At 48.7% G+C, this 23,700-nt stretch carries 26 protein-coding genes and 1 pseudogene; 8 read left to right on the forward strand and 19 right to left on the reverse strand.

Annotation, left to right across the window (positions count from 1 at the left end):
* Nucleotides 1–9 precede the first annotated feature (9 nt).
* A complete protein-coding gene (locus CP950_RS08250; RefSeq protein ID WP_096674246.1) occupies nucleotides 10–555 on the reverse strand; it encodes a YggT family protein in 546 nt (181 codons plus the stop codon).
* A gap of 105 nt (nucleotides 556–660) precedes the next feature.
* On the opposite strand from CP950_RS08250, the gene CP950_RS08255 reads away from it, so the two are divergent.
* The gene (locus CP950_RS08255; RefSeq protein WP_096674248.1) at nucleotides 661–924 is read left to right on the forward strand and encodes a hypothetical protein; all 264 of its coding nucleotides are present in this window, start codon (nucleotides 661–663) and stop codon (nucleotides 922–924) included.
* 25 nt (nucleotides 925–949) lie between these two features.
* Here CP950_RS08255 and CP950_RS08260 read toward each other — a convergent pair whose 3' ends face one another.
* Nucleotides 950–1,849, reverse strand: a complete 900-nt coding sequence (locus CP950_RS08260) for a hypothetical protein (protein WP_096674472.1) — start codon at nucleotides 1,847–1,849, stop codon at nucleotides 950–952.
* 207 nt (nucleotides 1,850–2,056) lie between these two features.
* Here CP950_RS08260 and CP950_RS08265 point away from each other — a divergent pair.
* A pseudogene (locus tag CP950_RS08265) lies at nucleotides 2,057–2,273 on the forward strand (YdcH family protein).
* A gap of 37 nt (nucleotides 2,274–2,310) precedes the next feature.
* The gene (locus CP950_RS08270; protein ID WP_207760245.1) at nucleotides 2,311–4,116 is read left to right on the forward strand and encodes an AsmA family protein; all 1,806 of its coding nucleotides are present in this window, start codon (nucleotides 2,311–2,313) and stop codon (nucleotides 4,114–4,116) included.
* A 16-nt stretch (nucleotides 4,117–4,132) separates the two neighbouring features.
* Here CP950_RS08270 and CP950_RS08275 read toward each other — a convergent pair whose 3' ends face one another.
* Genes CP950_RS08275 through CP950_RS08295 form a run of 5 tightly spaced genes read right to left on the reverse strand, consistent with a single transcriptional unit; the run spans nucleotide 4,133 to nucleotide 5,992 of the window.
* The gene (locus tag CP950_RS08275) at nucleotides 4,133–4,480 is read right to left on the reverse strand and encodes a phage holin family protein (protein WP_096674252.1); all 348 of its coding nucleotides are present in this window, start codon (nucleotides 4,478–4,480) and stop codon (nucleotides 4,133–4,135) included.
* 55 nt (nucleotides 4,481–4,535) lie between these two features.
* A complete protein-coding gene (locus tag CP950_RS08280) occupies nucleotides 4,536–4,733 on the reverse strand; it encodes a SlyX family protein (protein WP_207760246.1) in 198 nt (65 codons plus the stop codon).
* Nucleotides 4,734–4,748: 15 nt separating this feature from the next.
* Complete coding sequence (locus CP950_RS08285) at nucleotides 4,749–4,994, reverse strand: hypothetical protein (protein WP_096674256.1); 246 nt, start codon at nucleotides 4,992–4,994, stop codon at nucleotides 4,749–4,751.
* Nucleotides 4,995–5,003: 9 nt separating this feature from the next.
* Nucleotides 5,004–5,420 carry a putative toxin-antitoxin system toxin component, PIN family gene (locus tag CP950_RS08290; protein ID WP_096674258.1) on the reverse strand — a complete coding sequence of 139 codons (417 nt, stop codon included), beginning with the start codon at nucleotides 5,418–5,420 and terminating at the stop codon, nucleotides 5,004–5,006.
* A 26-nt stretch (nucleotides 5,421–5,446) separates the two neighbouring features.
* Nucleotides 5,447–5,992: a YaeQ family protein gene (locus CP950_RS08295; protein WP_096674260.1), complete on the reverse strand. Its 546-nt coding sequence runs from the start codon at nucleotides 5,990–5,992 to the stop codon at nucleotides 5,447–5,449.
* A 103-nt stretch (nucleotides 5,993–6,095) separates the two neighbouring features.
* On the opposite strand from CP950_RS08295, the gene CP950_RS08300 reads away from it, so the two are divergent.
* Nucleotides 6,096–7,706, forward strand: a complete 1,611-nt coding sequence (locus CP950_RS08300; RefSeq protein WP_096674262.1) for an NAD(P)/FAD-dependent oxidoreductase — start codon at nucleotides 6,096–6,098, stop codon at nucleotides 7,704–7,706.
* Here CP950_RS08300 and CP950_RS08305 read toward each other — a convergent pair.
* Nucleotides 7,703–8,410, reverse strand: a complete 708-nt coding sequence (locus CP950_RS08305) for a P-loop nucleotide/nucleoside kinase family protein (RefSeq protein ID WP_336437102.1) — start codon at nucleotides 8,408–8,410, stop codon at nucleotides 7,703–7,705. The genes CP950_RS08300 and CP950_RS08305 overlap by 4 nt on opposite strands.
* Between CP950_RS08305 and CP950_RS08310 the strand changes: the two genes are divergently transcribed.
* The gene (locus CP950_RS08310) at nucleotides 8,409–10,346 is read left to right on the forward strand and encodes an ATP-binding cassette domain-containing protein (protein ID WP_096674264.1); all 1,938 of its coding nucleotides are present in this window, start codon (nucleotides 8,409–8,411) and stop codon (nucleotides 10,344–10,346) included. The genes CP950_RS08305 and CP950_RS08310 overlap by 2 nt on opposite strands.
* Here CP950_RS08310 and CP950_RS08315 read toward each other — a convergent pair.
* The 7 genes from CP950_RS08315 to CP950_RS08345 all read right to left on the reverse strand — a co-directional run bounded on the left by CP950_RS08315 (nucleotide 10,327) and on the right by CP950_RS08345 (nucleotide 15,918).
* The gene (locus tag CP950_RS08315; RefSeq protein ID WP_133092097.1) at nucleotides 10,327–11,649 is read right to left on the reverse strand and encodes an APC family permease; all 1,323 of its coding nucleotides are present in this window, start codon (nucleotides 11,647–11,649) and stop codon (nucleotides 10,327–10,329) included. The two genes, CP950_RS08310 and CP950_RS08315, sit on opposite strands and share 20 nt — an antisense overlap.
* A gap of 5 nt (nucleotides 11,650–11,654) precedes the next feature.
* Nucleotides 11,655–11,972, reverse strand: a complete 318-nt coding sequence (locus CP950_RS08320; RefSeq protein WP_096674268.1) for a chaperone modulator CbpM — start codon at nucleotides 11,970–11,972, stop codon at nucleotides 11,655–11,657.
* A gap of 5 nt (nucleotides 11,973–11,977) precedes the next feature.
* Nucleotides 11,978–12,955, reverse strand: a complete 978-nt coding sequence (locus tag CP950_RS08325) for a DnaJ C-terminal domain-containing protein (protein WP_096674270.1) — start codon at nucleotides 12,953–12,955, stop codon at nucleotides 11,978–11,980.
* A gap of 95 nt (nucleotides 12,956–13,050) precedes the next feature.
* Complete coding sequence (locus CP950_RS08330; RefSeq protein WP_096674272.1) at nucleotides 13,051–13,752, reverse strand: pirin family protein; 702 nt, start codon at nucleotides 13,750–13,752, stop codon at nucleotides 13,051–13,053.
* Nucleotides 13,753–13,794: 42 nt separating this feature from the next.
* Nucleotides 13,795–14,253 carry a phosphate-starvation-inducible protein PsiE gene (locus tag CP950_RS08335; RefSeq protein ID WP_096674274.1) on the reverse strand — a complete coding sequence of 153 codons (459 nt, stop codon included), beginning with the start codon at nucleotides 14,251–14,253 and terminating at the stop codon, nucleotides 13,795–13,797.
* Nucleotides 14,254–14,312: 59 nt separating this feature from the next.
* Nucleotides 14,313–15,587: an NAD(P)/FAD-dependent oxidoreductase gene (locus CP950_RS08340; RefSeq protein ID WP_096674276.1), complete on the reverse strand. Its 1,275-nt coding sequence runs from the start codon at nucleotides 15,585–15,587 to the stop codon at nucleotides 14,313–14,315.
* A gap of 10 nt (nucleotides 15,588–15,597) precedes the next feature.
* Nucleotides 15,598–15,918, reverse strand: coding sequence for a c-type cytochrome (locus CP950_RS08345; protein WP_096674278.1), 321 nt, complete (start codon nucleotides 15,916–15,918; stop codon nucleotides 15,598–15,600).
* 127 nt (nucleotides 15,919–16,045) lie between these two features.
* Here CP950_RS08345 and CP950_RS08350 point away from each other — a divergent pair, with 127 nt between their 5' ends.
* The 3 genes from CP950_RS08350 to CP950_RS08360 are packed head-to-tail and all read left to right on the forward strand — an operon-like array spanning nucleotide 16,046 to nucleotide 19,619.
* The gene (locus CP950_RS08350; protein ID WP_096674280.1) at nucleotides 16,046–17,767 is read left to right on the forward strand and encodes an ArnT family glycosyltransferase; all 1,722 of its coding nucleotides are present in this window, start codon (nucleotides 16,046–16,048) and stop codon (nucleotides 17,765–17,767) included.
* The gene (locus CP950_RS08355) at nucleotides 17,764–18,984 is read left to right on the forward strand and encodes a sialidase family protein (RefSeq protein ID WP_096674282.1); all 1,221 of its coding nucleotides are present in this window, start codon (nucleotides 17,764–17,766) and stop codon (nucleotides 18,982–18,984) included. Before CP950_RS08350 ends, CP950_RS08355 begins: the two co-directional genes overlap by 4 nt.
* Nucleotides 18,981–19,619, forward strand: coding sequence for a hypothetical protein (locus tag CP950_RS08360; RefSeq protein WP_207760247.1), 639 nt, complete (start codon nucleotides 18,981–18,983; stop codon nucleotides 19,617–19,619). The genes CP950_RS08355 and CP950_RS08360 overlap by 4 nt, the downstream gene beginning before the upstream one ends.
* A gap of 9 nt (nucleotides 19,620–19,628) precedes the next feature.
* Here CP950_RS08360 and CP950_RS08365 read toward each other — a convergent pair whose 3' ends face one another.
* From CP950_RS08365 to fabI, 4 genes are read right to left on the reverse strand one after another with little or no spacing between them, the layout of a single operon-like run.
* Nucleotides 19,629–20,621 (reverse strand): tripartite tricarboxylate transporter substrate-binding protein, encoded by a 993-nt coding sequence (locus CP950_RS08365; protein ID WP_096674284.1) that lies wholly within the window; start codon nucleotides 20,619–20,621, stop codon nucleotides 19,629–19,631.
* Between the two features lie 55 nt (nucleotides 20,622–20,676).
* On the reverse strand, nucleotides 20,677–21,522 hold the full coding sequence (locus CP950_RS08370; RefSeq protein ID WP_096674286.1) for an HpcH/HpaI aldolase/citrate lyase family protein: 846 nt from the start codon (nucleotides 21,520–21,522) through the stop codon (nucleotides 20,677–20,679).
* A 53-nt stretch (nucleotides 21,523–21,575) separates the two neighbouring features.
* On the reverse strand, nucleotides 21,576–22,901 hold the full coding sequence (gene chrA, locus CP950_RS08375) for a chromate efflux transporter (RefSeq protein WP_096674288.1): 1,326 nt from the start codon (nucleotides 22,899–22,901) through the stop codon (nucleotides 21,576–21,578).
* Complete coding sequence (gene fabI / locus CP950_RS08380) at nucleotides 22,898–23,683, reverse strand: enoyl-ACP reductase FabI (protein ID WP_096674290.1); 786 nt, start codon at nucleotides 23,681–23,683, stop codon at nucleotides 22,898–22,900. Before fabI ends, chrA begins: the two co-directional genes overlap by 4 nt.
* Nucleotides 23,684–23,700 lie beyond the last annotated feature (17 nt).

Raw genomic sequence — 23,700 nt, forward strand, 5'->3', positions numbered from 1 at the left:
TGCAGCTGACTACCGCAGATGATTGATCACAATCTGCAAAACTTGTAGCCCCAACAAGAGCGCTAGAGGGGATAGGTCGAGTGCTCCCATATTGGGCATAACGCGCCGGATGGGGTTCAGTAAAGGTTCAATTAAGAGTGCGACAAGATACTGTATTTGCGAACCTTGACTAATCCATGACAGGATCACACTTGCAAAGACAAGACCGATTAAGCCCGAGATTGCTAGGTCTAATAAGTCAAATAAAGCAAAGAGTACGTGGGGCAGCAGGGCAAGCGTATCGCCTAGTAAAAAAGCCAGCACAAATGACTTTGCCAAAATCACAAGAAAGGCCGCAAGACAGCTGGCCACATCAAAGCGCCCCACACTGGGAATCACTTTACGCAAGGGCAACACAATCCAATTTGTCAGCGGCAGAATATAGGCGCCAATGGAGCGGCTTGGACCTGAGCCGAGATTAAAGGCTAGCCACTGTAAGTAGCAGCGCACTAGGCAGGCACCGGCTACGATGCTTACGAAGACTTGTAGGAGGAGGTTGGTGATTTGAGTCAGCATAGTTTGATTGTAAAAGGGCTTAAGTGATTATGGCAATTTCTGGTGAAAACCCGACAAACATCGCTAGAATAAGCTCACTTTGATGAGAGAGATGGGGAAACATTCATGAACAGAATTCAACAAGCGATGCTACTAGGCGCTAGCGCAGCCCTGTTTGCGTGCTCAACTCCCTCTAGTGAATTTGGGGTCTATCGCCAATCCGATGGCTTGGTCGGGGTGCATGCACCTAAGTCGGCCAAAGAGAATGAGGCGCACGATGAGGCGGTCAAGGAGTGCAAAAAGCTAGGAAAGCTGACCGCAACGATTGTAGACACCCGTCCTACCGTCAACGACCGCTTTCCTATGACTTACCTGTACATCTGCAGATAAGGCGCCACTGCCAAGCAATGAATGCTTAGCTTAACAACCACTTCTTAATAGATACGTTTACGCACAAGGCATCTAGGGCTAGACCAAAAAATTCGGAGCCGTTAGTGATCATGCTTTCAATGGCTTCGACTTTTCCAGATTTAATGCCGCGCAAGTAAGTTGCTGTGCGATAACGTAAAAAGTGCTCATTTTGACCTTCTTCATTATCGGTCGAGCAGATTTCTAAGTTGCCATAACGGGTTTCTGGATTGATATTCAGAATGGACAAGCCCAGCGCGCCCAGTAAGTCCTCTGGAACAGGGATTGGAATATAAGAATAGAGGGAGACCAGCATTTCTTCTTCGTCTACTTCAATAATGTGATCCACATCAAAAATATCTTGTTCAGTCAGGACAGTTTCACCAGAATCACCGCCGCCGAATGTGGACTCAAACTGCAACATGGCAGCGTTACTGTCTGGGGAAATCTCAATCATGTCGGGGTAGCCCAGTAAGCCTTTCCACCAATACATTAATGAGAAGGTGCAGGGCTTGACTTCAATCTTGCCTTCGTCAGTCGCTTTCGCGAAATACAGACCGTAAAACTCGTCATCTTCCTCTAAGCCGTATTGATCGACTTTAAGGGCTTTTGGTGTGGAGGGCTTTTTAGCCTTCTTCACAGATTTTTTGGCAACTGGCTTCTTTGCGACCGGTTTTTTCGCTGCTACTTTTTTGACCGCCTTAGTGGCAGGCTTTTTAGCAACAACTTTCTTGGCTACCGCTTTCTGAGCGGCTGGTTTCTTTACCGCTGTTTTAACGGTTTTCTTAGGGGTTGCTTTTTTGGCAACCACCTTCTTAACTACCTTCTTAACAACCTTCTTGGCAGGGGCTTTCTTTGCCACCTTGATAGCTACTTTCTTTTTCGCTGGAGACTTCTTCGTAGCCATGGTTTTATACCCTTCAGTTTGGTGTTTATTGCGCACGATGCACTCTTGAATATTACTGTAATTTTTAGACTAGTTAGCAAATTTTACGGTCAATTTTTCCCTGAATTTCCTCAACTGGCGACTCATACACGCACTTACTTGAAATTCGTCCTGTTCTTGCTACACTGAAACAACGCATTGCTAACCACTTAGTCTGAAGGAGCCTCTATGTTCCCTGAGTACCGTGAATTAATTCTTCAATTACAGTCTACTAACGGTCATTTTTTCCAGCATGTTTGACAAGCACAATCAGCTTGACAAAGAGATTCAGAAAATGGAGTCGCACGCGATCCCGAGTACCCATGAGGAAATAGAAATTCTCAAAAAAGAGAAACTCCTTTTAAAAGACCAGCTCTACGCTATCCTCAAAAAAGCCAGTCCATGAGCATCCTTTTGTGAAGTTGCTCGAAGGACTTCCCCAGGTGAGTCTGCGGCTCAAGACAATATTGCTAGTCATTGCGGCAGCCACTGGCTTGGGGGTAATTGGCGTGTGGTACGCACTAGCCTCCATCGATCAAGCCAAATTAACCAAATTGATTGGTGCAACCGTGAAAGAGGCTACCGGGCGGGATCTGATAATTAAAGGACCCATTCGCCTGAGCTTTTTCCCCTCGATTGGCTTAAAAGCCCAAGATGTCTCTTTAAGCAACGCTAGTTGGGCTACCGATCCAGAGATGGTCAATATCCAGCGCTTGGACTTGGACATTAAACTTTGGCCTTTATTCTCGCGTAGTGTCCAAATTAACCGCATCAATATGAGCGGTCTAGATGTGCACTTGCAGGCAAATTCAGCGGGAGCCAGCACGACTGGCAATTGGATCTTGGCAGTGCCTTTGGCCCAAGGTGGCGATAGTTCAAGCGAGGCCTCCAATATGCCTGGAGCCAATAGCCATACTTTTGTATCCATTAATAGCGTGCAAATATCGGATGCGCGGATTACCTATCGCAATGCCCAGCGGCAGGAAACCATTTTTCCTATAAGTAATCTCTCGCTTAAAGGGAATGGTCAAAATACCCAGATCAATCTTGAAGCTAAGCGTGGGGATCATCGCTTGGTGATCCAGGGCGTCGTTACCGAAGTACGGAAAATACTGAATGATTGGGGTCAAAGACCTCTCAACATGAGTGCTGATCTCCAGTTGGAGCTAGGTGACAAAACGCTGCTCATCAAGGGCGTCGTTGATAAAGACCCACAGGCCATTCCGCGCTTTAATCTAGATCTGAGCTCTAAAGATTTTGATCTTGATGTACTGGCAGGGGCCTCCGCAGTGGCTGCCTCTAGTGGGAAGCTGCCTAAGCCAAGCCCCAAAACTTCCTCACCGTATTACTTTAGTAATACCCCTTTGCCCTTGAATTTATTGCCGCAGGCCGATGGCCTGATCCATATTCAAATAGAGCAATTGAGCTTACCGCCTTACGCTCCTTTAAAGAATTTTTCCGCCGCACTGCAGTTCCAGCCTGAGCAGATCACCTTGCAAAATCTGCGCTTTCAGTTAGGCACGGGCTCAGCCCAAGCCCAAGGGTCAATTGCACACTTTGAGGGCTCTAATCCACTGGTTTCCTTGCAGGGGGAGGCCAAGGGCTTTACCTTAGAGCAGGCTCTCAAATCGGCTAAGGGCAGCTCCCAAGTGAGTGGCGGTGAAGCGCATCTTGCTTTTGATCTCAAAAGTGCTGGCACTAGTCTCCACGCTTGGATGGCCAACCTCAACGGCAAGACCCAGGTCACCATCGACCACGCATCTCTACCCTCTAGTTACATTAATGAGGGCGGTGACTTTATTGTTTCCTTATTTAATGCGATTAATCCGCTTAGGAAGAATTCCAACAGAACTGTTTTGGAATGCGTGGTTGCTTACTTACCAGTAAATCAGGGTTTGGTGAGTATTGCCAATACCATCGGGGTAGAGACTGATCGCTTGGATGTCGTTTTGGCGGGGACGCTGAATCTAAAAGATGAGGCCATTCATATTGATATCTTCCCCAGAGAAAAATCAGGCCTGACGACGGGCTTAGATTTAGCTAACCTCGTGCAATTGCAAGGTACTTTGCAAAACCCAAAAACCGGAATTAATAAATCCGGCGTGATTAACAGCGCCGTCTCAATTGGCTTGGGTTTCTTGACTGGGGGCGTATCTATCTTGGCAGAAAATGCTAAATCGCTGGCCACCAAGTCGCAACCTTGCAAGGCTGCCTTACATTCTTGGTCAGATATTTACTCTGGAAGCTAGTAAAACTGGGCGTGGTTTAAAACACCACCCCCATCAGAAACAGGCTGAATACAGAAATAAAGATACTGGCAAAGAACGCAGTCCAGAAGCTCGAAATCGTAAAGCCGCTCACCAGGGATGCGACTAACATCAATACCAGCGCGTTAATCACCAGCAAGAACAAGCCCATGGTTAAGAAAGTAAGTGGGAGCGTAAACAGTATCAGCAAGGGTTTAACAATGGCATTCGCAAAACCGAGTAGCAGGGCGGCGATGATTAAGGAGCCGCCGTCGGCGAAGCGCAAGCCACTAAAGAGGTACCTAGCCACCCAAAGCGATAAAGAGGTAAGACCCCACTGAACCAGAAATGGCGTTAGATTTCCCATGGCGTACATCCTTTCAGAGTGATAGTGAGAACGTTAATAAGATCTTAGCAGGGCTTTAATAATGGGGCGGGATTTCATCCTTAAGGCTGTTTCCTCCGCCAGCATTGTCGGCTTGCTCCTTGATGATTTTCATCTCCCGATAAAGAAACTCTATTTGCTGTTGCTGCTTGTAGATCGTCTGATTATGTTGCTCAATCAAGTCCTCAGCAAAGCTCAGTTTGATCTCTAAATTGGTCAGGCGGTCTTCGGTCATTGTGTTGTCCATGATTTACTCTGACACCAATTCAAAACGACCGTCTTCCATTTCCGCTTGTGGACGAATCCAAAAATTCTGATTCTGTAAAGACTCATAAACATACGCTGGTGCTAAGTTAGCTTCAATATTCGCCAACATCACGACTCTATAAAAGCCGCCGCTCTTTTTATGTTTCAGCTTACTACCAGGTTTAAATAAGCCCTCGTCTGCAGATACGGTATTGGCGGAGGTTTTGGCTGGGGTTAAATTCGTTGTCATCACTGTATCTTAAAGGGAAAAATCAAGGTAGCTCGCAGTAATTACAATACCGTCTGCAGCCGCCTTAGGCGCTAATTTGAGGAGGGCGTTGTCTTTGCTCATGAGAATGGCGGGTTTGGTGGTGTAGGCCAAATTAATAAATACCTGGTCATCTGGATCTTCGCACTGCCAAGGAGCCGCAAGGAGGGTCTCGTCATCAAATGTCCTGCATAGTGAGCGCCAATGATCGGCAATTTGAATTTGCTGATCTTTTGCTAAGGCAAAGAGTGGGCGGGCGATGACATCCTCGAATTCCGCAATGGTTGTATTGGTCGCCACGGCATCAAGCTGTTTTTCTTCTAAGGCCTGCTTCAGTTTTAGCGCTCTGAAATCATTAAAGACAAAAAGATCAAGCAAGACATTGGTATCAAATACAAGCGTCTTCATCTCGAGCTGGTTACTTACTCTGTTCTTTAAAGATTGGTACGCCAAACTTCTGGAGTAATAGTCACCTGCCCTTTTTCGGAGGAGACATAAGCCTCTCCATCTTGAATATTGACATGGATGACCATGCTGCGTTCCACCAATTGATTGAGTGCTGCGGCTTGTTCAGCAGGGATGGAGATAATTTGCAGATTGCGGGCGCGCGTCAGCTTATTGGCGATGCCATCCCACCAAATCTTGCTGGTATGACCGCCGTAGCAATACACCGCCACTTGTTCTGAGCGACCACAGGCTTTCAGAATGCGGCGCTCATCCGGTTGACCCACCTCAATCCACAGCTGAATGGCATCGGTGAGGTCTTTAATCCAAAGATCCGGCTCGTCGGCATCGCTCAGACCTTTCGTAAACACCAGATCCTCTTGGGCTTGTAAGGCAAAAGCGATGATGCGGATCATCATGCGCTCTTCGGTCTCAGAGGGGTGCTTGGCAATCGTTAAGGAATGACTACCGTAGTAATGGCGGTCGGAGTCTGCGACGTGAAGGTCGACTTTGTGGATAGTTGCGCGTAGAGCCATGGCGCATTATCGCCCTTAAACCCACGGTAGCCGCCTATACCAGTATTATTCTCAAAATTGCCCTGTCTAAATTACCTTAAATAAGCGAGTATTCTTCAGCATCATGATCCGCATCACTGAATTACGCCTTCCCATCGACCATCCGCCTGAGGCGGTGGAGGCGGCAATTTTGCAGCGTTTAAAGATCCGATCGCAAGATTTAATTCAAACTGAAGTATTTAAACGCAGCTACGACGCCAGAAAGACGGCTACATTGGCCTTTATCTACACCGTGGACGTTTCCGTGAAGGATGAAGAAGCCGTCTTGGCTAAATTTACGAATGACATTCATATTCGACCTTCCCCTGATACCAGCTATCACTTTTTAGCGCAAGCATCTGCCCTTAAGGCGCCAGATTTCTTGCGCCCAGTTGTCATTGGGTTTGGCCCTTGCGGCATTTTTGCAGCCCTGCTGTTGGCGCAAATGGGCTTTAAGCCGATTGTCTTGGAGCGTGGCAAGAAAGTGCGTGAGCGCACTCAAGATACCTGGGGTTTATGGCGCAAGCATGTCTTAAACCCAGAGTCCAATGTGCAGTTTGGTGAAGGCGGCGCAGGTACTTTTTCTGACGGCAAGCTTTACAGTCAAATTAAAGACCCCAAGTTTTATGGGCGCAAAGTCATTCATGAGTTTGTCAAAGCGGGGGCTCCTGCAGAAATCACTTATGTTGCCAAACCCCACATTGGGACCTTTCGTCTAGTAGGCGTGGTGGAAAAAATGCGCCAAGAAATTATTGAATTGGGCGGTGAGATTCGTTTCTCACAAAAGGTCATTGGCTTTGATATTGAGAATGAGCAGATTCAAGGGGTAAAAATCGAAGGGCATGAGGATTTAAAGGCAGATCATGTTGTTTTGGCTTTGGGTCACAGCGCGCGCGATACCTTTGCCGCCTTACACGAGGCGGGCGTATTTATGGAGGCTAAGCCGTTCTCAGTCGGCTTTCGGATTGAGCATCCCCAATCACTGATTGATAAAGCGCGCTTAGGACCGCATGCGGGTAATACTTTAATTGGGGCGGCTGACTATAAGCTAGTTCATCACGCTAAAAATGGCCGTACCGTCTATAGCTTTTGCATGTGTCCTGGCGGAACAGTGGTGGCTGCGACCTCGGAGCCCAATCGCGTGGTGACCAATGGGATGAGCCAATACTCTCGCAATGAACGTAATGCGAATGCCGGCATTGTGGTGGGCATCACCCCCGAAGACTATCCAGGTGGCCCTCTTGCGGGCATTGATTTTCAGAGGGAGATTGAGTCCAAGGCCTTTGAACTCGGTGGTCGCACTTATGAAGCTCCAGGCCAATTGGTGGGGGACTTCTTAGAAGGCAAGCCGTCGATTGAGTTTGGTTCGGTCATTCCCTCTTATCAGCCGGGTGTTCACCTGACAGACTTGGCGGCAAGCTTACCGGCCTATGCAATTGAGGCGATTCGTGAAGCGATTCCCGCGTTCGAGAAACAAATTCCCGGATTTTCTATGAAGGATGCGGTACTGACTGGAGTAGAAACGAGAACTTCATCCCCACTCAGAATTACACGAGGACCCAAGCTTCAGAGTCTGAACATTAAAGGCCTCTATCCAGCAGGAGAAGGAGCAGGCTATGCTGGCGGCATCTTATCCGCAGGCGTTGATGGGATTAAAGTAGCTGAAGCAGTAGCGCTAGATTATTTAGCCAGTTAATCGGCGAGATGCGCTACTAACTTCTCAAAGTTTGCGGCATCAAACTCCCCGTTATCAAAACGCTGCAAGGTAGGATGTTCAGGTGGATTGACTCTGCGCTCAACATAACTCTCCCAATGATCGAGTTTCCATGTATCGCGAGGATTCGCCCTTTTTTGCATTCTGAGCTTAGCCTCTTCAATCGATAAATCAATCCAAGCAATCCGAATTGGGGTGGCTAAGGGCAAGCCCAAAGACTCAGCTGCAAACATCCGCCCACTCTGAATTTCTCTGGAAAAAGGCCCAACCAAAATCACATTGACACCCAGCTCTAAATTTTCTTTGGCAATCGCGAGTAAGCCTGAGTACTCCCAATCCCGAAGGTTTTGGAGATAGTAGGGGCTATCGCGATCATTCGGGTTGCCGGTGTTGAGATCCATGACGTGGGCGCTGAAGTCGCCATAAGCCGTATCTTTATCCAAGAGAGCAAAATTAGCCCCAGTGGTCTTGACCAATAAAGGCAAGGCTTTTTTGGCCAAAGTGGATTTGCCCGTGCCGGCATGACCCGCAAAGAGAATAAGGCGTGGGGCAGAGGAGTTTAGGGTGCTATGCATAGCGATTGATCCAAAGCGGGTTACCGAGATAAATTCTACTTCCCAATCGTAAAACGAGGAATTCTTATAAAAGTCAGCGCTCGAGTGACGAAGCGTTGATAATGTCGCCATGGCCTTAATCGTACTTACTGAAGCAAAACTGGCCTTTGGCCACGTAGATCTCCTCGCAAACACCGCTTTCACCTTGGAAGCGGGCGAACGCGTAGGCTTAATTGGTCGTAATGGCACGGGCAAATCTTCTTTATTGAAGATCTTGGCGGGCCTAGAAAAATTGGATGACGGGCTGCTGCAATACCAGCAGGGCCTGCGCATTGCCTATGTTCCTCAAGAGCCCATCTTTGAGGCAGAGGAAACTATCTTTGATGCGGTTTCTAAGGGGGTAGCGCAAGCCAAAGCGCTCCGTGAAGAATACGAAGCCCTCAGCATCGGGGAGTGGGATGACGCCGCTCACCATCGGCTAGACGAAGTGCAATCCCAATTAGAGGCTTTAAGTGGTTGGAACTGGGAGCAGCGGGTACATGAAACCCTCGATCGCTTGCATCTCAATGCGGATCTCAAAATCAATACCTTGTCGGGCGGAACCAAAAAGCGCGTGGCACTAGCACGAGCCTTGGTGGAGATACCGGACGTGTTGCTACTGGATGAGCCCACCAACCATCTGGACTTAGATTCGATTTCCTGGCTGGAAGATTTGCTAAAAGAGTATCAAGGCTCCGTCATTCTGATTACCCATGACCGTGCTTTCTTGGATAACGTCTGCACCCAGATTGTGGAACTCGACCGCGGTATTTTGCGTTCCTACCCTGGTAACTTCTCAGCGTATGAAGTCCTTAAAGATCAGGAAATGAATTCTGAATCTTTGGCAAATGCCCGCGCTGATAAATTGTTGGCGCAAGAAGAGGTCTGGATTCGGAAGGGCGTGGAGGCGCGCCGCACACGGAGCGTTGCTCGTATTGCCCGCTTAGAAAATCTGCGTGCGACTCGCTCACAGCGACGCGATGCGGTAGGGCAAGTGAAGTTGGCGGTCTCTGCTGGCGATCGCAGCGGTAAGATTGTTGCGGACTTGCAAAATGTCTCTAAGTCTTACGGCCGCCCCATTGTGCAAGATTTCACGGCTACTATTTTGCGTGGCGATAAGGTTGGATTGCTTGGCCCCAATGGTGCTGGTAAAACAACTTTACTCAAGCTGATCTTGGGCACAATTGCACCTGATTCAGGCACTGCAACTATGGGCACTCGTATTGAAGTAGCGTACTTCGATCAAATGCGCGAAGGCCTTGATCTCAATGCTTCCTTGGAAGATTACATCAGCCCAGGTAGCGAGTGGATTGAAATCAACGGCAATAAGAAACACGTGAAAAGTTATTTGAGCGACTTTTTATTTGCACCAGAGAGAACTAATTCACCGGTAAGCACCTTATCGGGTGGTGAGCGTAATCGTTTATTGCTGGCTCGTTTATTCGCGCGGCCTGCCAATGTCTTGGTATTGGACGAGCCGACCAATGACCTTGATATTGATACGCTTGATTTACTAGAGCAGCTCTTACAAGAATACAAAGGGACTGTTTTCTTGGTAAGTCATGATCGTTATTTCTTGGATAACGTAGTAACCAGCATCATTGCCAATGAAGGCGATGGCTTCTGGCGTGAGTATGAAGGCGGCTATGAAGACTGGAAAATTCAGAAAGCGCGCTCAGACAAAATTCGTGCAGCCAATGCTGGCGGTAAAGGGGCATCTACTCCTAAGTCAGTAGAAAAACCTGCTGCTCCAGTAGTTCAGGTAGCCCCCGCAGTATCCGTTGCAGTCAAAAGCAATGTACAAAAACTCAACGGCAAAGAGCGCCATGAATTAGAAGCTTTGCCGCTGCAAATTGAAGTCTTAGAAACTGAACAGGCTGACATTGGTCTTGAGATGAGCAGACCTGAGCTCTACAAGAATGAACCTGAGTTGGCTGCCAGCATGCAGGCCCGCTTAAGTGAAGTGACCAGCGACTTGGAGAAAAAATTACAGCGTTGGGAGCAGTTGCTTAGCCGTTCTGAGGCTTAGGTTTATTGCCCGTAAGGGAGGTGAAGCGGGAAAATGCTTCAATCCCAAACGAGGCAAGGAGCGCTACCAGTAAAGCAATCGCACTCGCAGGGGCAGTTTGAATAGTGCTGATCATGAGCGTGGCAAATAAGGTGAGGTTAATCACAATAGCGCACCACAAAATGATGGGCTTAGCCCCCGTTTGTTGATGAATGCGAATGTGACCATAAGAGATCACCGCATAAACCAGTAAAAAAGCCAAGCTCGCCATTTGCCCGATGTCATTGAGTGGAAATATCAAGGTCAGCACAATGACGCCTATAGTCGAAACAGTTAAAGCGCGTAATTTGTTTTTAAGAACATCGTGCGCGAGTGCGCTAGAAATATCGCGTTTATCCGCCATGTCAGCGGCAATATTGGACGCCGCAAAAATAGTGGCATTCAGAGCGGCTGCGCAAGCTAACAGGGCGCAAACACTGATTACAAAAAACCCAAATTGCCCGGCAACGATTTCAGCGGCGACGGCAAGAACATGACCCGAATGCGCTTGGATCGAGATCAGGGGCATTAAGAGTATCACTGCCGTGCTGACAACAAAGTAAGCAATGGTGACGATAATAAGAGCGGAAAACATGGCTAGCGGCAGCTCTTTGCAAGGGCTTTTCATGGCTGAAGAGGAATTGGTAACCACTCCAAAGCCTTGAAAATTAATATATAAAATCCCTGCAGCCACTGCAATGCCTTCCACTGAACCGCCGCGCATGGCGAAGTTCATGATGCTTGCATGCTCAATTCCAAGCGCTGAAAAGACCATGAGGCTAAGAACCACAATGCCAATGGAAACCATTTCGGCCTTACCAACCAAGCTCGTACCCAGCAGATTAATCAAACTGCAAATCACAATCACGGCAACGGTAATCATTTTGAGTAAGACCGGCGAGAGATTGCCGCCAAATAAGGTGTTGGTATATTCAACAAAGCCTGCTGCATAAAGTGCGGCAGCAATCAGGTAGGCAATATATTGAAAAAGGTTGAGACCACCTGAAATCAGACCGGGACCGAAACCCATGACGGTAAAGGTCGCCGCACCTCCACTACTAGGAAAAGTCGCGCCTAGCTTGGCATAGGAGTAAACGGAAAATGAGGCCGCGAATGCACCAATCAAAAAGGCCAAGGGAATATGGGTGCCTGCGTGAGTACTTGCTAAGCCCAATAATGAAAACAAGCCGGCTCCCATCATGCCGCCAATTCCCAATGCGGTAGCGGAGAAAAGGCTAATGTCGCTCGCTAGTTTGTGCTCTTGTTTAAGGAGTGTAGATTTCAAAAAAATTAACCTAGCTTGGTGTGCTGCAGTTGATTGCGGAGCAGGGTAATTTGATCCAAGAGATCGAGTGCAAGAGCAACGCCAGAAACATTCAGCTCTAAATCATGCGTCAGATGGGCGGCCGTTTTTGCCCGCTTCAGGGAGTCGCCACTAAAACGCCATTCTTGCGGAGAGCTACCTGCAGGACTTAACACGCCCTCAGATACCCAAGCCATAATCAGATCTTCCGGCGTACGCGAAGCTTGTGAGAGTTCCAGAATCGTCATGTGCACTTCATGTTCTACGACGCTGCCTTCGATCCAGGTGATTTGAGTTTTTGACATATCAATTAACCCTTAAGATGAGTTCTGGGGTGAAAATCAAACGCTTTTTCAAATGCTTGATACGCTTCTTTTTGTGATTCACTATCCGCCGCTGGTAAGGCAATGGTGGGCACTACGTACAAATCGCCCGGTTCAGCGCTCGGAATGCCCTTGCCCTTGAGGCGCATCTTGCGACCTGCCATGGTGCCCGCGGGAATGGTTAATTCCAAAGTACTCCCTGCTGGTGTGGGCACATTCACGCTGGTTCCTAACGCTACTTCCCAAGGCGCCAAGGGGAGATCGAGGTACACATCTTTACCATCGACGCGATAGATTGGGTTGGGATGAAAATCGATTTCTAAATACAGGTCGCCGGGACCGCCTGCGCCCATCCCTGGCGCACCTTGACCGGAGAGGCGCAGACTTTGTCCGGCTTTAATGCCTTTAGGAATGCTGACATCCAATTTGCGTTCTTGAGTGACAACATGCCCACTCTCATCTTGCGCAGGCATATGCAGGGAAATTGTACGTTTAGCGCCGTTATAGGCGTCGGCCAAATCAATCAAAATTTTTGCGTGATGATCTTGACCCTTGAAGTTCATCCCTTGATGTGAGCCAGCGCGTCCACCTTGACGCTGCCTACCTCTTCCAAAAAGGGATTCAAAAAATTCACTTTGGTCGCCTTCAAAGCCACCGCCAAAGCCAGCATGACCACCACCAAAACTATTGTCACTGTATTCAAAGCCTTCGTTCCAATTAGGTGGTGGCGTGAAGTCTTGACCATTCTTCCAATTGGCACCCATGCGATCGTAGGCAGCCCGCTTTTCAGTATCTTTGAGGACGGCATAGGCCTCGCCCAGCTCTTTAAACTGATCTTCTGCGCCAGCCTCTTTGTTGACGTCTGGATGATATTTCCGCGCGAGCTTGCGGTAGGCCGATTTAATTTCAGCCTCAGTGGCGCTCCGTGCTACGCCTAAGGTTTCGTAGTAATCCCTGAATTTCATAAGCCTAACGCAGTCCTATTTAAATCCCATTGAATGAATAAGAATGATTCTACATTTCCTTAGTGACTAGCTTCTTAACCAACTCAGTACTTACCTTATTGAGCTAAGTCAAAAACCAGTACCTCAGCATCTTTCCCTTGGGAAATTTCTAGGTGAGATTCATTTTCCATCATGAGGGCATCACCCGCAGTCAGGGCATGACCGTTGACTTCAAGCGAGCCTTTAATCAGATGAACATAGGCTTTGCGCGCGGGATTAAGTGCGAGCCCCGCCGTTTGGAAACCGCTAAAGAGACCCGCATACATTTTGGCATCTGCATGCATCGTGACAGAGTCATGCTCGCCATTGGGAGAGGCTACTAAACGTAAATGACCTTCTTTGTCTTGCGCAGGAATCGATTTTTGCTCATAGCCGGGTGGAATTTCCTGTACGTTTGGTTCGATCCAGATTTGCAAGAAGTGGGTGGTTTGATCTTTGGCGTGATTGAACTCGCTGTGCGTAACGCCTGAACCAGCACTCATGCGCTGTACATCCCCCGGTGGAATTCCTTCCACATTACCCATGCTGTCTTCGTGCGCCAGTTCTCCAGAGAGGACGTAGCTAATAATTTCCATATTGCGATGACTATGTTTGCCGAAGCCCATACCAGCGGCAACGCGATCCTCATTAATGACGCGGAGATTTCCCCATCCCATAAAACGGGGGTCGTGATAGCCCGCAAAGGAAAACGAGTGAAAACTATTAAGCCAGCCATGATCGGCGTAGCCACGGTCTTGGGATTTTCTGAGAGTAATCATGGTGAGGGTAAGGGGGTAGCCCAGTAAGTTTAAATATTGATCTTATTCTTTATCGCCAGCTCTGCTGGGATATTTATAAGAGGCGTAGCGCACAATCGCATTGGCTAAGGCCAAAATCAGAATGGTCACGCCCATGGAAAGGATCGCCATATCTGCTTCATGTTTGGTATTCACTAAGTCGATGATCAAGCGGGTTACTGCAGTGATAGCTACATAAATTAAGAAGCGCACTGGCATGTGATTGGTCTTGAAATAAATACCCACCATCGCACCAATTTCTAAATAGATAAAAAGCAGGAGTAAGTCTTCGATTGATGCGGAGCCTTTATTAAACATCCCAATAAAAGCTACTGCTGCGGACCACACGGTCGCTGCGCCAATCCCAAACAGGGCAATACGATGAAAGAGCGAAACAAATAAATTACCGATAGGCACTGTCCAGCTCTCGATAATGCGCTCTAACTTGGTTGCGTCATGCGGTGATTTAGGGGGCAGATCCATATTGACTCCAATCTTGATGAATGAGAGATAGTATATTTCTCAATCAGAAAGTGTGCCGCTTAAGCTAGAGTGTCTGCCCAAATATTATGCGCCCAGCCCCAAGCATAAATACCCTCCAATGTAGAGGGCTCGGGAGACAGGCCCCCGGCCCCTGGAACTGGTTTATAAGTTTTTTCAGCTGCAATATATTGATGGACGCTGGCAATATGAACTACCTGCCGCTCATTTACAAAGCTGTAGCAGACGTTGGTGAGCACGGGTGCAGGATTAATCTCCCAGTCGCTGAGTTCAGCAATGATGGCAGCCGCTGCCACTTTAGCCTGTTGATTGGCCATGTGCCCTGACTTTGGCATAGCATACGCACCTTGGATTGAATCGCCCAAGACATGAATGTCCTTATGCGCTGTCGATTCAAAGTTCAGGAAATGCACGTTGACCCATCTTCCATTTGAGTTAGCCAAGCCTGTTTTCACCGCAATTTCTCCGGCGCTCATTGCAGGCAATACATTGAGTACGTCAACCTTGAAGTCTTCCTGTACTTCGAGCTTCAAGGTTTTTGTTTTGGCATTGACCGCAATGACGTTATGCATCGGTAAATAATCGACCATGCCTGCATATTGCTCAGCCCACGCTTTCTTGAACAAGGCGCCTTTAGAGGTGACATCTTGATTGGCATCCAATATCAACACCTTGCCGGTCGGGTTGTGGTGCTTAAGGTAATTAGCTACCTGACAGGCTCTTTCATAAGGGCCTGGCGGGCAACGATAGGGCGCTTCAGGAATGCTGATCGCAAAAGTGCCCCCTTGGCGCATGCTCTCTAATTGTCGATTGAGGGCAACGGTCTCTGGGCCCGCATCCCAGGCTTGTAAGGTGACTCCGGCTTGATTGGCCTGTGCAAGACCTGTAATACTGCTCATGATGAGTTTGACGCCAGGCGAGACAACCGCCTTGTCATAGCGCAGAGTTTTCCCCGAAGAAAGCATGACGGTTTTACGCTCTGGATCCATGCTGACCGCTCGCTCTGGAATGATCTTGACGCCATGACGTTGACTCAGGTTCTGATAAGAAGAGGTAATCTCTGCGAGCGTCTTAGAGCCCCCAACCACGAGGTTGGACATGGGGCAAGAAACAAACTCCGCCTTTGGTTCTATCAAGGTCACGCGCGCTGTGTTGTTTGACAGCAGACGCAAATATTTAGCAGCTGTTGCACCACCGTAGCCTCCGCCTATTACCAAAATCTCTGCTTTAGGCAAATTAGCAAAAGCTTGACCTGAAATCCCCGCCAGCACCCCCAGTGCAGCGGCACCTTGCCCGATAAAGTGTCTACGATCCATCATGGCTTCCTTAAGGTTTTTTACCGAGCTGCTCGGCTATCGTAGTGAGCTGTTCATCTGTATAGCCTTTAGCTAACTGCGGCATGATAGTTCCTGCGCGCGCCCCAGATTTATAGGCAAGTAATTGCGCCAGTATCTCGCCGCTAGAGAGTTGATTGATTTGCGGAATGCTTCCATTGACCAATCCCTTGCCATCGGTCCCATGGCAGTTGGCGCAGGTAGCGGCCAAACTGCGTTGATAAAGCTGTTCTGCCGTTTGCTCACCAGCTTGGCTCCATTGACTGAGGCCAAGTAGGGCTACGACAAGGATTGCTGACTTTAAATATGGCATTAATACTCTCTCTATTACAGGGTTTCTAGTGCTTATCTTAGCGTCATCCTTGACAGAGCGTAGGAAGATGGTGGATTTCCTTTACGGAAATTGCTGATCGTCAGGTCAAGACCTTTAAACTAAGGCGATGAGAAGTACTTTTAGCCTTCGTAGTGCCATTCTGATTCTATTGCTGGGTGTATGCACCTATCTCTACGGACTTGATAGCCGCTTTGCTCCAAAAAACGGGGATGAGTATCCCTACATGCATATTGTCCGCATGACGGCGGATGCGGGTCACTGGCTGCCACTGCAATCAGAGATGGTGGGTCTTAAAAATACCAAGCCGCCCTTGATTTTTTGGCAAGGTATTGCTTCAAGCAGTTGGGGATCAGATTGGACGCTCGCTCAACTGCGTTGGCCCAGCGTGCTTTACACAGGCTTGACTGCCTTTTTCTTATTTTTAGCACTATGGCGATTTAGCGGCAGGCTACAAACCGGTTTATTAGCGGGTTTAATTTGGCTCTCCTTTTTTGCGACCTATCGATATGGTCGCCCCTTCTTAACCGACCCGCCGGAAGTATTTTGGTTGAGCCTGCCCTTTTTCGCTTTACTGTATTGGGGTAGGGCCGTATTTCAGTCCAAATTGCTCTTTCCCATCTTGGCGGGAATCTGTTTTGGGCTAGCGCTGCTGGCTAAATCTTTTGCCTATATCGTGCCAGCGTTACTTGCTTTGGGTCTTTTTTATTGGCGCTGGCGAGAGTGGCGACTGACAAGCATCCTAGTAAAAGATCTTTATAAGCTGATCTTGATTGGGGTTCTAGCTTTAGGTATTTTTTCATTATGGTTTTTCTTAGATCCATTTCCAGAAGCAGTTTGGCGTGAGTTCGTCCTTGGCGAGAACGCTGGCAAGTTCGAAGCGCGGCACAGCAACTACTTCCTCGATTTGATCAGCGGTAGTGACAGTATTTGGATGTTGTTACTGACGAGTTTGGCAAATGCAGGCTTATTCTTTTTTGTTCTGATTTCTACCTTGATGCAATGCTGGCGTGAGCGCCGCTTCCTCTCTGTAGAGGAGCTATTGTTGTTCTTATGGGTCGCGGCCTTCTTGTTGATTTTTAGCTTGCCTAGTCAACGTTCTGGACGCTACCTGCTGCCCGTCATGCCTGCTTTTGCTGCAATGATCGCCCTTCACTGGGAGCGGTTACCGCTGTGGGGTTTTCGGATTGCGCTTGCTCTGCAATTGATTTTGCTCGGTGCCTTAAGTTGGGCGAGCGCCAACTTGCAGCTCTCTCCTTTTTTAGGAACTGCTGGGGTATGGGCTTATTCCAACTGGCATTGGTTATTGCTGAGTGGCGCTCTGACTTTGGTATTGGTCGGTTTATTTCAGCGGCGATACACTAAGTCAATCTCTTTAGCCGCTTGCTTTCTTTGCTATTGCGCTTTGACCAGCAGCCTCTCGCCTTTGGAAGGTGCCTTAGGGCGTTACAGTAGTGAAGCGATCCAGCAAGTTTCTGGTCAAGACATTTGGATTCCTTGTGACTATCGTGCCAAGGATGAAGAGTACCGCTTACTTCTACCTAGCGCGCGCTTGCATGGTTATCCTGCGCAAGAGGCTGACCAAGTGAGCGCTCTCACGCAAGCCTATTCCATCGTCGCAATACAAACACCTATGGGTACTCAGCCGGAATTGTGTGCATCTTGTGTGATTTTGGGTCAGCGTATGGAAATGCGCGCGCGCCAATCTAGCGCAGAGATCAAAGCCATTCTGCTTGGGGAGATCGGAAAATATTTATTTGTGAATGAGTACATCATTGCCAACCCCGCTGCTACTTTAGTGCGCGCCTCTGAGAAGGATGCTTGTCGATGAATCGCATCTTAGCCCTATGCTTTCTGATGGTAGCTGGAGTGATGGGTTTTCTCCAAAGTGACAGTCAGCCTGTATGGGCGCCCTTCGCACAAGGTCAGCTTACTCAGACTGAGCCACTGCATGAGAGCGCGACAAGTCAAAAAGCACACGTGGCTGAGCCGGTATTGAATTGGTTGCCAGATACTGGGGCAGCCTCCGTTCATGCTGCCTCTCTGATTGCCCTAAAGGATGGTGGCGTAAGGGCGTTTTGGTTTGCTGGCAGTCGCGAGGGCGCGCCAGATGTCGTGATTAATAGTGCAGTGTATGACCCTGTAGCGGCTAAGTGGAGTGTTCCCAGCGTGGTGATGGATCGCATTAGTGCTGAGCGCGGACTGGCGCGCTATATCGCTAAACTTGGCAACCCAGTACCAGCCAGAATGGCTGATGGGCGCATGCAACTCTTTTTTGTCACTGTATCGATTGGTGGTTGGGCGGGTAGTTCCATCTCGACCATGATTTCAGAGGATGAGGGACTTACTTGGGGCAAGCCTAAACGCTTGATTACTTCACCATTCATTAACTTGAGTACCTTAGTTAAATCTCCGGCCCTGGCTTTTGCCGACGGGCGCTTAGGTCTACCAGCCTATCACGAATGGATTGGGCGTTTCGGTGAGTTCTTAAGACTCGATGCGGAGCAGGTGATAGATAAGCGGCGCATGAGTTCAGGTAGGGGGGCAATTCAGCCAACGGTATTGGTGGATGACGCGCAACAAGCCAGCGCTTTCTTTAGGCAGACGCGCTCAAGTTCTGAAGTAAAGCAGATTCCCGTAAGTAGCACGAGCAATGCCGGACAAACGTGGCTAGCTGGTCAAGACCTCAGCATTCTTAATCCCAATTCTGCAGTAGCGAGCTTGATGTTGAGTAATGGCAAGCGCTTATTAGTGCTGAACGATATAGACGCAGGTCGACATCGTTTAGTGCTAATGATGAGTGAGGGTAAATCAAATGATTGGCAAGTTGTGCAAGTGCTCGAGGACGATGGGGCCTTAGCAAACGAAGAGCGCAAGGAGTTTTCTTATCCCTTTTTAATGACGGCCGATGGTAGTAATGTGCATTTGGTGTACACCTGGAATCGGAAACGCATTCGCCATAGTTATTTTGATGCTTCCTGGCTTGCGCAAGCATGGCTGCAATTGCAACTGGCTCAGCAAGAAGCGCAGAAGGAGGTGCAAAAATGAATATCCAATTAGAGTCCATCATGCAAACCAGCGCCATGCTGGAAATGTCACTCACTTGCGCCGTTATTGCAATCTGGTTCATTCAACAGTGCTTGCAGGAGAAAATGCCTTTTGCCTTAAGGGTAGCCTTGGCGTTGATTGTAGGCAACCTCTTTTTTTGGCCACTGGGTTTGTCACTCGAGTTGCCGCTCGCTGCGTATGTGCGCGGCGCTACAGGAGATCTGAGTGTGGTCACCTCACTCTTGTTGTGGAGTGCATTCTTAACAAAGACTCCAGGTCAACCCATACCCGCTGGCTTTAAGGTCTGCATCACTTTGATTGCGCTGGTGTTTTATCCGCTTGCCTTGGGTTATGGCATGTTCGACCCGTATGCCTTGGGTTACAGTTCGATGAGCCTGTTGCTAGCTGTGCTCGTCTTTGCTCTTATCTGGGCTTTAGTTGGCTGGATCGGCGGAGTGTGGATTTTGGCTTTAGCCATCTTGGCATGGTCCACTCATTGGCATGAATCGCGTAATCTGTGGGATTACCTAATGGACCCCTTTTTAGCTATTTGGGCATGCTTCAGTTTAATCTTCGCAGTGTTCCGGAGGCGCCATCAGCGGGCACGCTCCGGATATCTTTTTAGAGCAGGCTAATTTACTAACTTAGTCTGGGATATTGGCTTTGCGAATAATCGGACCCCAAGCATTGATCTCATTTTCTAATTGAGTTTTCAGGCTCTTAGGGGTGACTTTATCCATCGACACCACATCAATGCTGGAATCCTCTAAACGTTTTTTGACATCAGGTGAATTTAAAGCAAATTTGAGGGCTGCGTTTAGCTTATCAAGAACCGCTTGAGGCGTACCCTTCGGAGCATAGACGCCATGCCAGGCCTTTACTTCAAACCCTTTGAGACCTTGCTCGCTTAGAGTTGGTACATTCGGAATGGCAGGCAAACGCTTCAGTGTTGTGGTGCCGTAGGACTTGACGCGATTGTCTTTAATGTAAGGGATGATCTGCGTTGTTTGATCGCACAAGAGATCGACTTGACCACCCAATAAGTCGGTTAAAGCGGGGCCAGTGCCCTTATAAGGAATATTGGTTAGTTTTACGCCTAAACGACTTTGGAGCAAAAGACCGCAGAGTTGCGACACGGCTCCTGGACCTGCGTTGGCCATTGTGACTTTGGCACCATTAGCTTTAATGTAGGCTTCTAATTCTTTAAAGTTGTTTGGCGGCAAATCTTTTCTGCCCATCAAAACCATCGGTACGTCCGCAACTTGGCCGATATATTCAAAGCTAGTTAAAGGATCATAAGAAAGTTTGTCATACAAGGCGCTGGCAGTCGCCATGCCAATGTGGTGAATATAAATCGTGTAACCATCGGGCGCGGCGCGAGCAACTTTAGTAGAGGCAATCGTGCCACCAGCACCAGGAACGTTTTCTACGACAACAGTTTGGCCGAGATATTGGCCCATCGGTACCGCAATTAAGCGAGCAATAGAATCTGTCGGCCCACCCGCTGCAAATGGCACCTCCAACTGAATTGAGCGCGTTGGCCAATCTTTTTGGGCAAGCGCCGTGGAGCAGGTGAGTGCGCTAGCAAAAGCAAGCGATAAAGTAATGGATGCGAGTAACCGTTTTCTAAAGTGCATGAAGAGCTCCTAATATCAATGGGAACTATTCTGCCACCCTTAAAGCAAATTCTCTCTAGTGTTTACCACTAGTGGCAAGGGTTCTTTTGGCCAAAAGAACCACTGGATGATCAATCATTCGCCCATCTAATTTGACGGCTCCACCTTGTGCAAGTTGACTAGCTTCAATCACGCGCGTCGCCCATAGGATTTCTTGGGGGGTGGGCATAAAGGCCGTTTTTACTAAGGGAACCTGTTTTGGATGAATGCACAGCTTGCCGCCAAAGCCCATCCTTTTAGACCGCTCAGCATCTTGCGTAATGCGCTCAAGGTCCTCCGTGGAAGGCGTAACGCCATCGATCGGAGGCGCAATTTGTGCCACCCGAGAAGCGGCCACCAGCTGAAAGCGTGCCGTAGCAAGTTCGGACTCTTGGGCATCACACACCATACCCAAGTCTGCTTGAAGATCCAGATTGCCCAAGGCTAAACGCAAGACCTGCATTGAGTTAGCGATCTCCTTCAGATGATCTAAACCTAGGGCTGTCTCAATCATAGGAATAAGGGCAGTTTTAGGCAAAATCAGCGCCAAGCCATTGATCTGATCTAAAGATTCACATTTGGGAATCAGTAAGCAATCCACCTGAAGTTCTTGCGCCAAGATTAAATCGGCACCGTAAAACTGACTACCAGGTGCATTGCTACGAAGCACCAAGCGCTTCTTTTGTTCTGGGGTGAAGCTGGGCCAAGCAGACCGAATCGCCTCTCTTGCTAGCACTTTATCCTCCGCACCAACAGCGTCCTCTAGATCCAAAATGACGCCATCGGCGCCGCTCTCGAGAGCCTTCATAAAACGGTCGGGACGGGATCCCGGCACGAATAAAAAAGTGCTCCCAAAACCGAGGGGGGTATCGAGTGGATTCATGGCAATGGAAGAGGGGTTAGTAATTGGAGGGGGTGCATTTCATTATGCCCATCTCACAATAAAGTGCCCACACAATAGGTTAAAAGACCTGCAAGTGCACACCCCGCTAGCACGGGCATGATGCCTTTTTGGAATTTGAAGAGGGCAATGCCCGCAAGCAGGCAGATGACCATTGAGATCCAAGAAATAGAACCACTCAAGCCATGCGGAAAAAAGACGTGATATGCAAAAAATAAGCCCAAGTTGACGATGACGCCTACTACAGCAGCGCTAATTGCGGTCAAGGGTGCGGTAAAGCCGAGCTTGCCATGGGTTGACTCAATCAAGGGGCCGCCCACCAAAATAAAAAAGAAGGAGGGTAAGAAAGTAAACCAAGTCGCTACGACTGCGCCCAGCGCCCCGAACCAAAATGGATTACTTGAGCCAATGAGATGCTGAATATGTCCAGCAAGATAACCAACAAATGCCACCACCATAATTAGCGGTCCTGGCGTGGTCTCACCTAAGGCGAGGCCGTCCATCATTTGACCGGCGCTGAGCCAATGAAAGTGATCAACCGCTCCTTGATATACGTACGGTAGTACTGCATAAGCCCCACCAAAGGTCACTAAAGCTGCTTTAGTAAAGAACCAAGCAACCTGGGGATACAAGCTGTTCCAGCCAAAAATCACCACGAGAAGGATAAATGGGGTTGCCCAAAGCAAGGCTGCGAGTGCCGAGTGCAAGGCTGTTTTATGGAGCTTGAACTGAGCGTGCTCCGGTGTCGGGGTGTCATCGTCAATGAGTGCTGGCCCAAAGTGATTGCTGTGCGCCTGATGTGACCCGCTACCCACTTGAAAGTATTCTGGATAGCGCTTACCGCCCCAGATGCCGATCGCACCTGCAATCAACACAATGATGGGGAAAGAAAGATTGAGAATATAGATAGCTAAAAAGGAGCCGAGCGCAATCCACTGTAAGGGCTGGCTATGTAAAGTCCGCTTGCCGATGCGTACCGCAGCATGCAGCACTATCGCCGCAACTGCAGGCTTAATGCCAAAAAAGATTGCGGCAATCCAAGGGACTTGACCAAAAGTTAAGTAGACCCAAGAAAGACCAATCAAAATAAACAAAGAGGGCAGCACAAAGAGAGTGCCCGCCAAAATGCCCCCAAGGCTGCGGTGCATGAGCCACCCGATATAGGTGACCAGCTGCTGGGCTTCAGGCCCTGGTAGCAGCATGCAATAGTTCAGCGCATGCAGAAAGCGTTTTTCAGAAATCCAACGTCGCTTTTCTACTAACTCTTGGTGGAGGACGGCAATTTGCCCCGCTGGCCCACCAAAGCTGATGAAACCGAGCTTAGCCCAAAATTTGAGGGCCTCACCAAGCGGGACGCTCACACTTCTTCCATGCCACCAACTACTTGGCTATAGCCGTTGTCTACATAAATGATTTCAGCGGTGATGCCATTGGCTAAGTCGGATAAGAGGAAAGCGGCAGTATTGCCGACATCGTCAATGGAGACGTTACGACGCATTGGCGCCGAGGATTCAACAGCATCTAATATTTTGCTAAAGCCCTTAATGCCGGCAGCAGCCAGCGTTTTAATTGGGCCAGCTGAAATACCGTTGGCGCGAATGCCTTTAGGGCCTACCGAACCAGCGATATAGCGCACGGATGCTTCGAGTGAAGCCTTTGCTAAACCCATGGTGTTGTAGTTGGGTACATTGCGCATGGCTCCTAAATAGCTTAGGGTCAACAGAGCGGATTTATCCCGCAGCATTGGCAGGGCAGCTTTAGCCATAGCGGGAAAGCTGTACGCTGAAATATCATGCGCAATTCGAAAGCCTTCACGAGACAGACCTTCTAAAAAATCTCCCGCAATCGCTTCCCGCGGAGCAAAGCCAATAGAATGCACAAAGCCGTCAAATTGGGGCCAAGTTTTGGCTAAATCAGCGAATAAACCCTCAATTTGCTCATCACTGCCCACATCGCAGTCAAATATCAGTTCCGTACCGAATTCTTTAGCAAAGTCGACAATTCTGTCTTTAAAGCGCTCGCCGACATAAGTAAAGGCCAACTCAGCCCCTTCCCGATGGCATGCTTTAGCAATGCCATAGGCAATTGAGCGGTTAGAAAGTAAGCCGGTGATGAGAATTTTTTTGCCAGCGAGAAAGCCCATAATGTGTCCTTTGCTTC

It is taken from the genome of Polynucleobacter meluiroseus (assembly GCF_900205755.1).
GTDB lineage: Bacteria > Pseudomonadota > Gammaproteobacteria > Burkholderiales > Burkholderiaceae > Polynucleobacter > Polynucleobacter meluiroseus.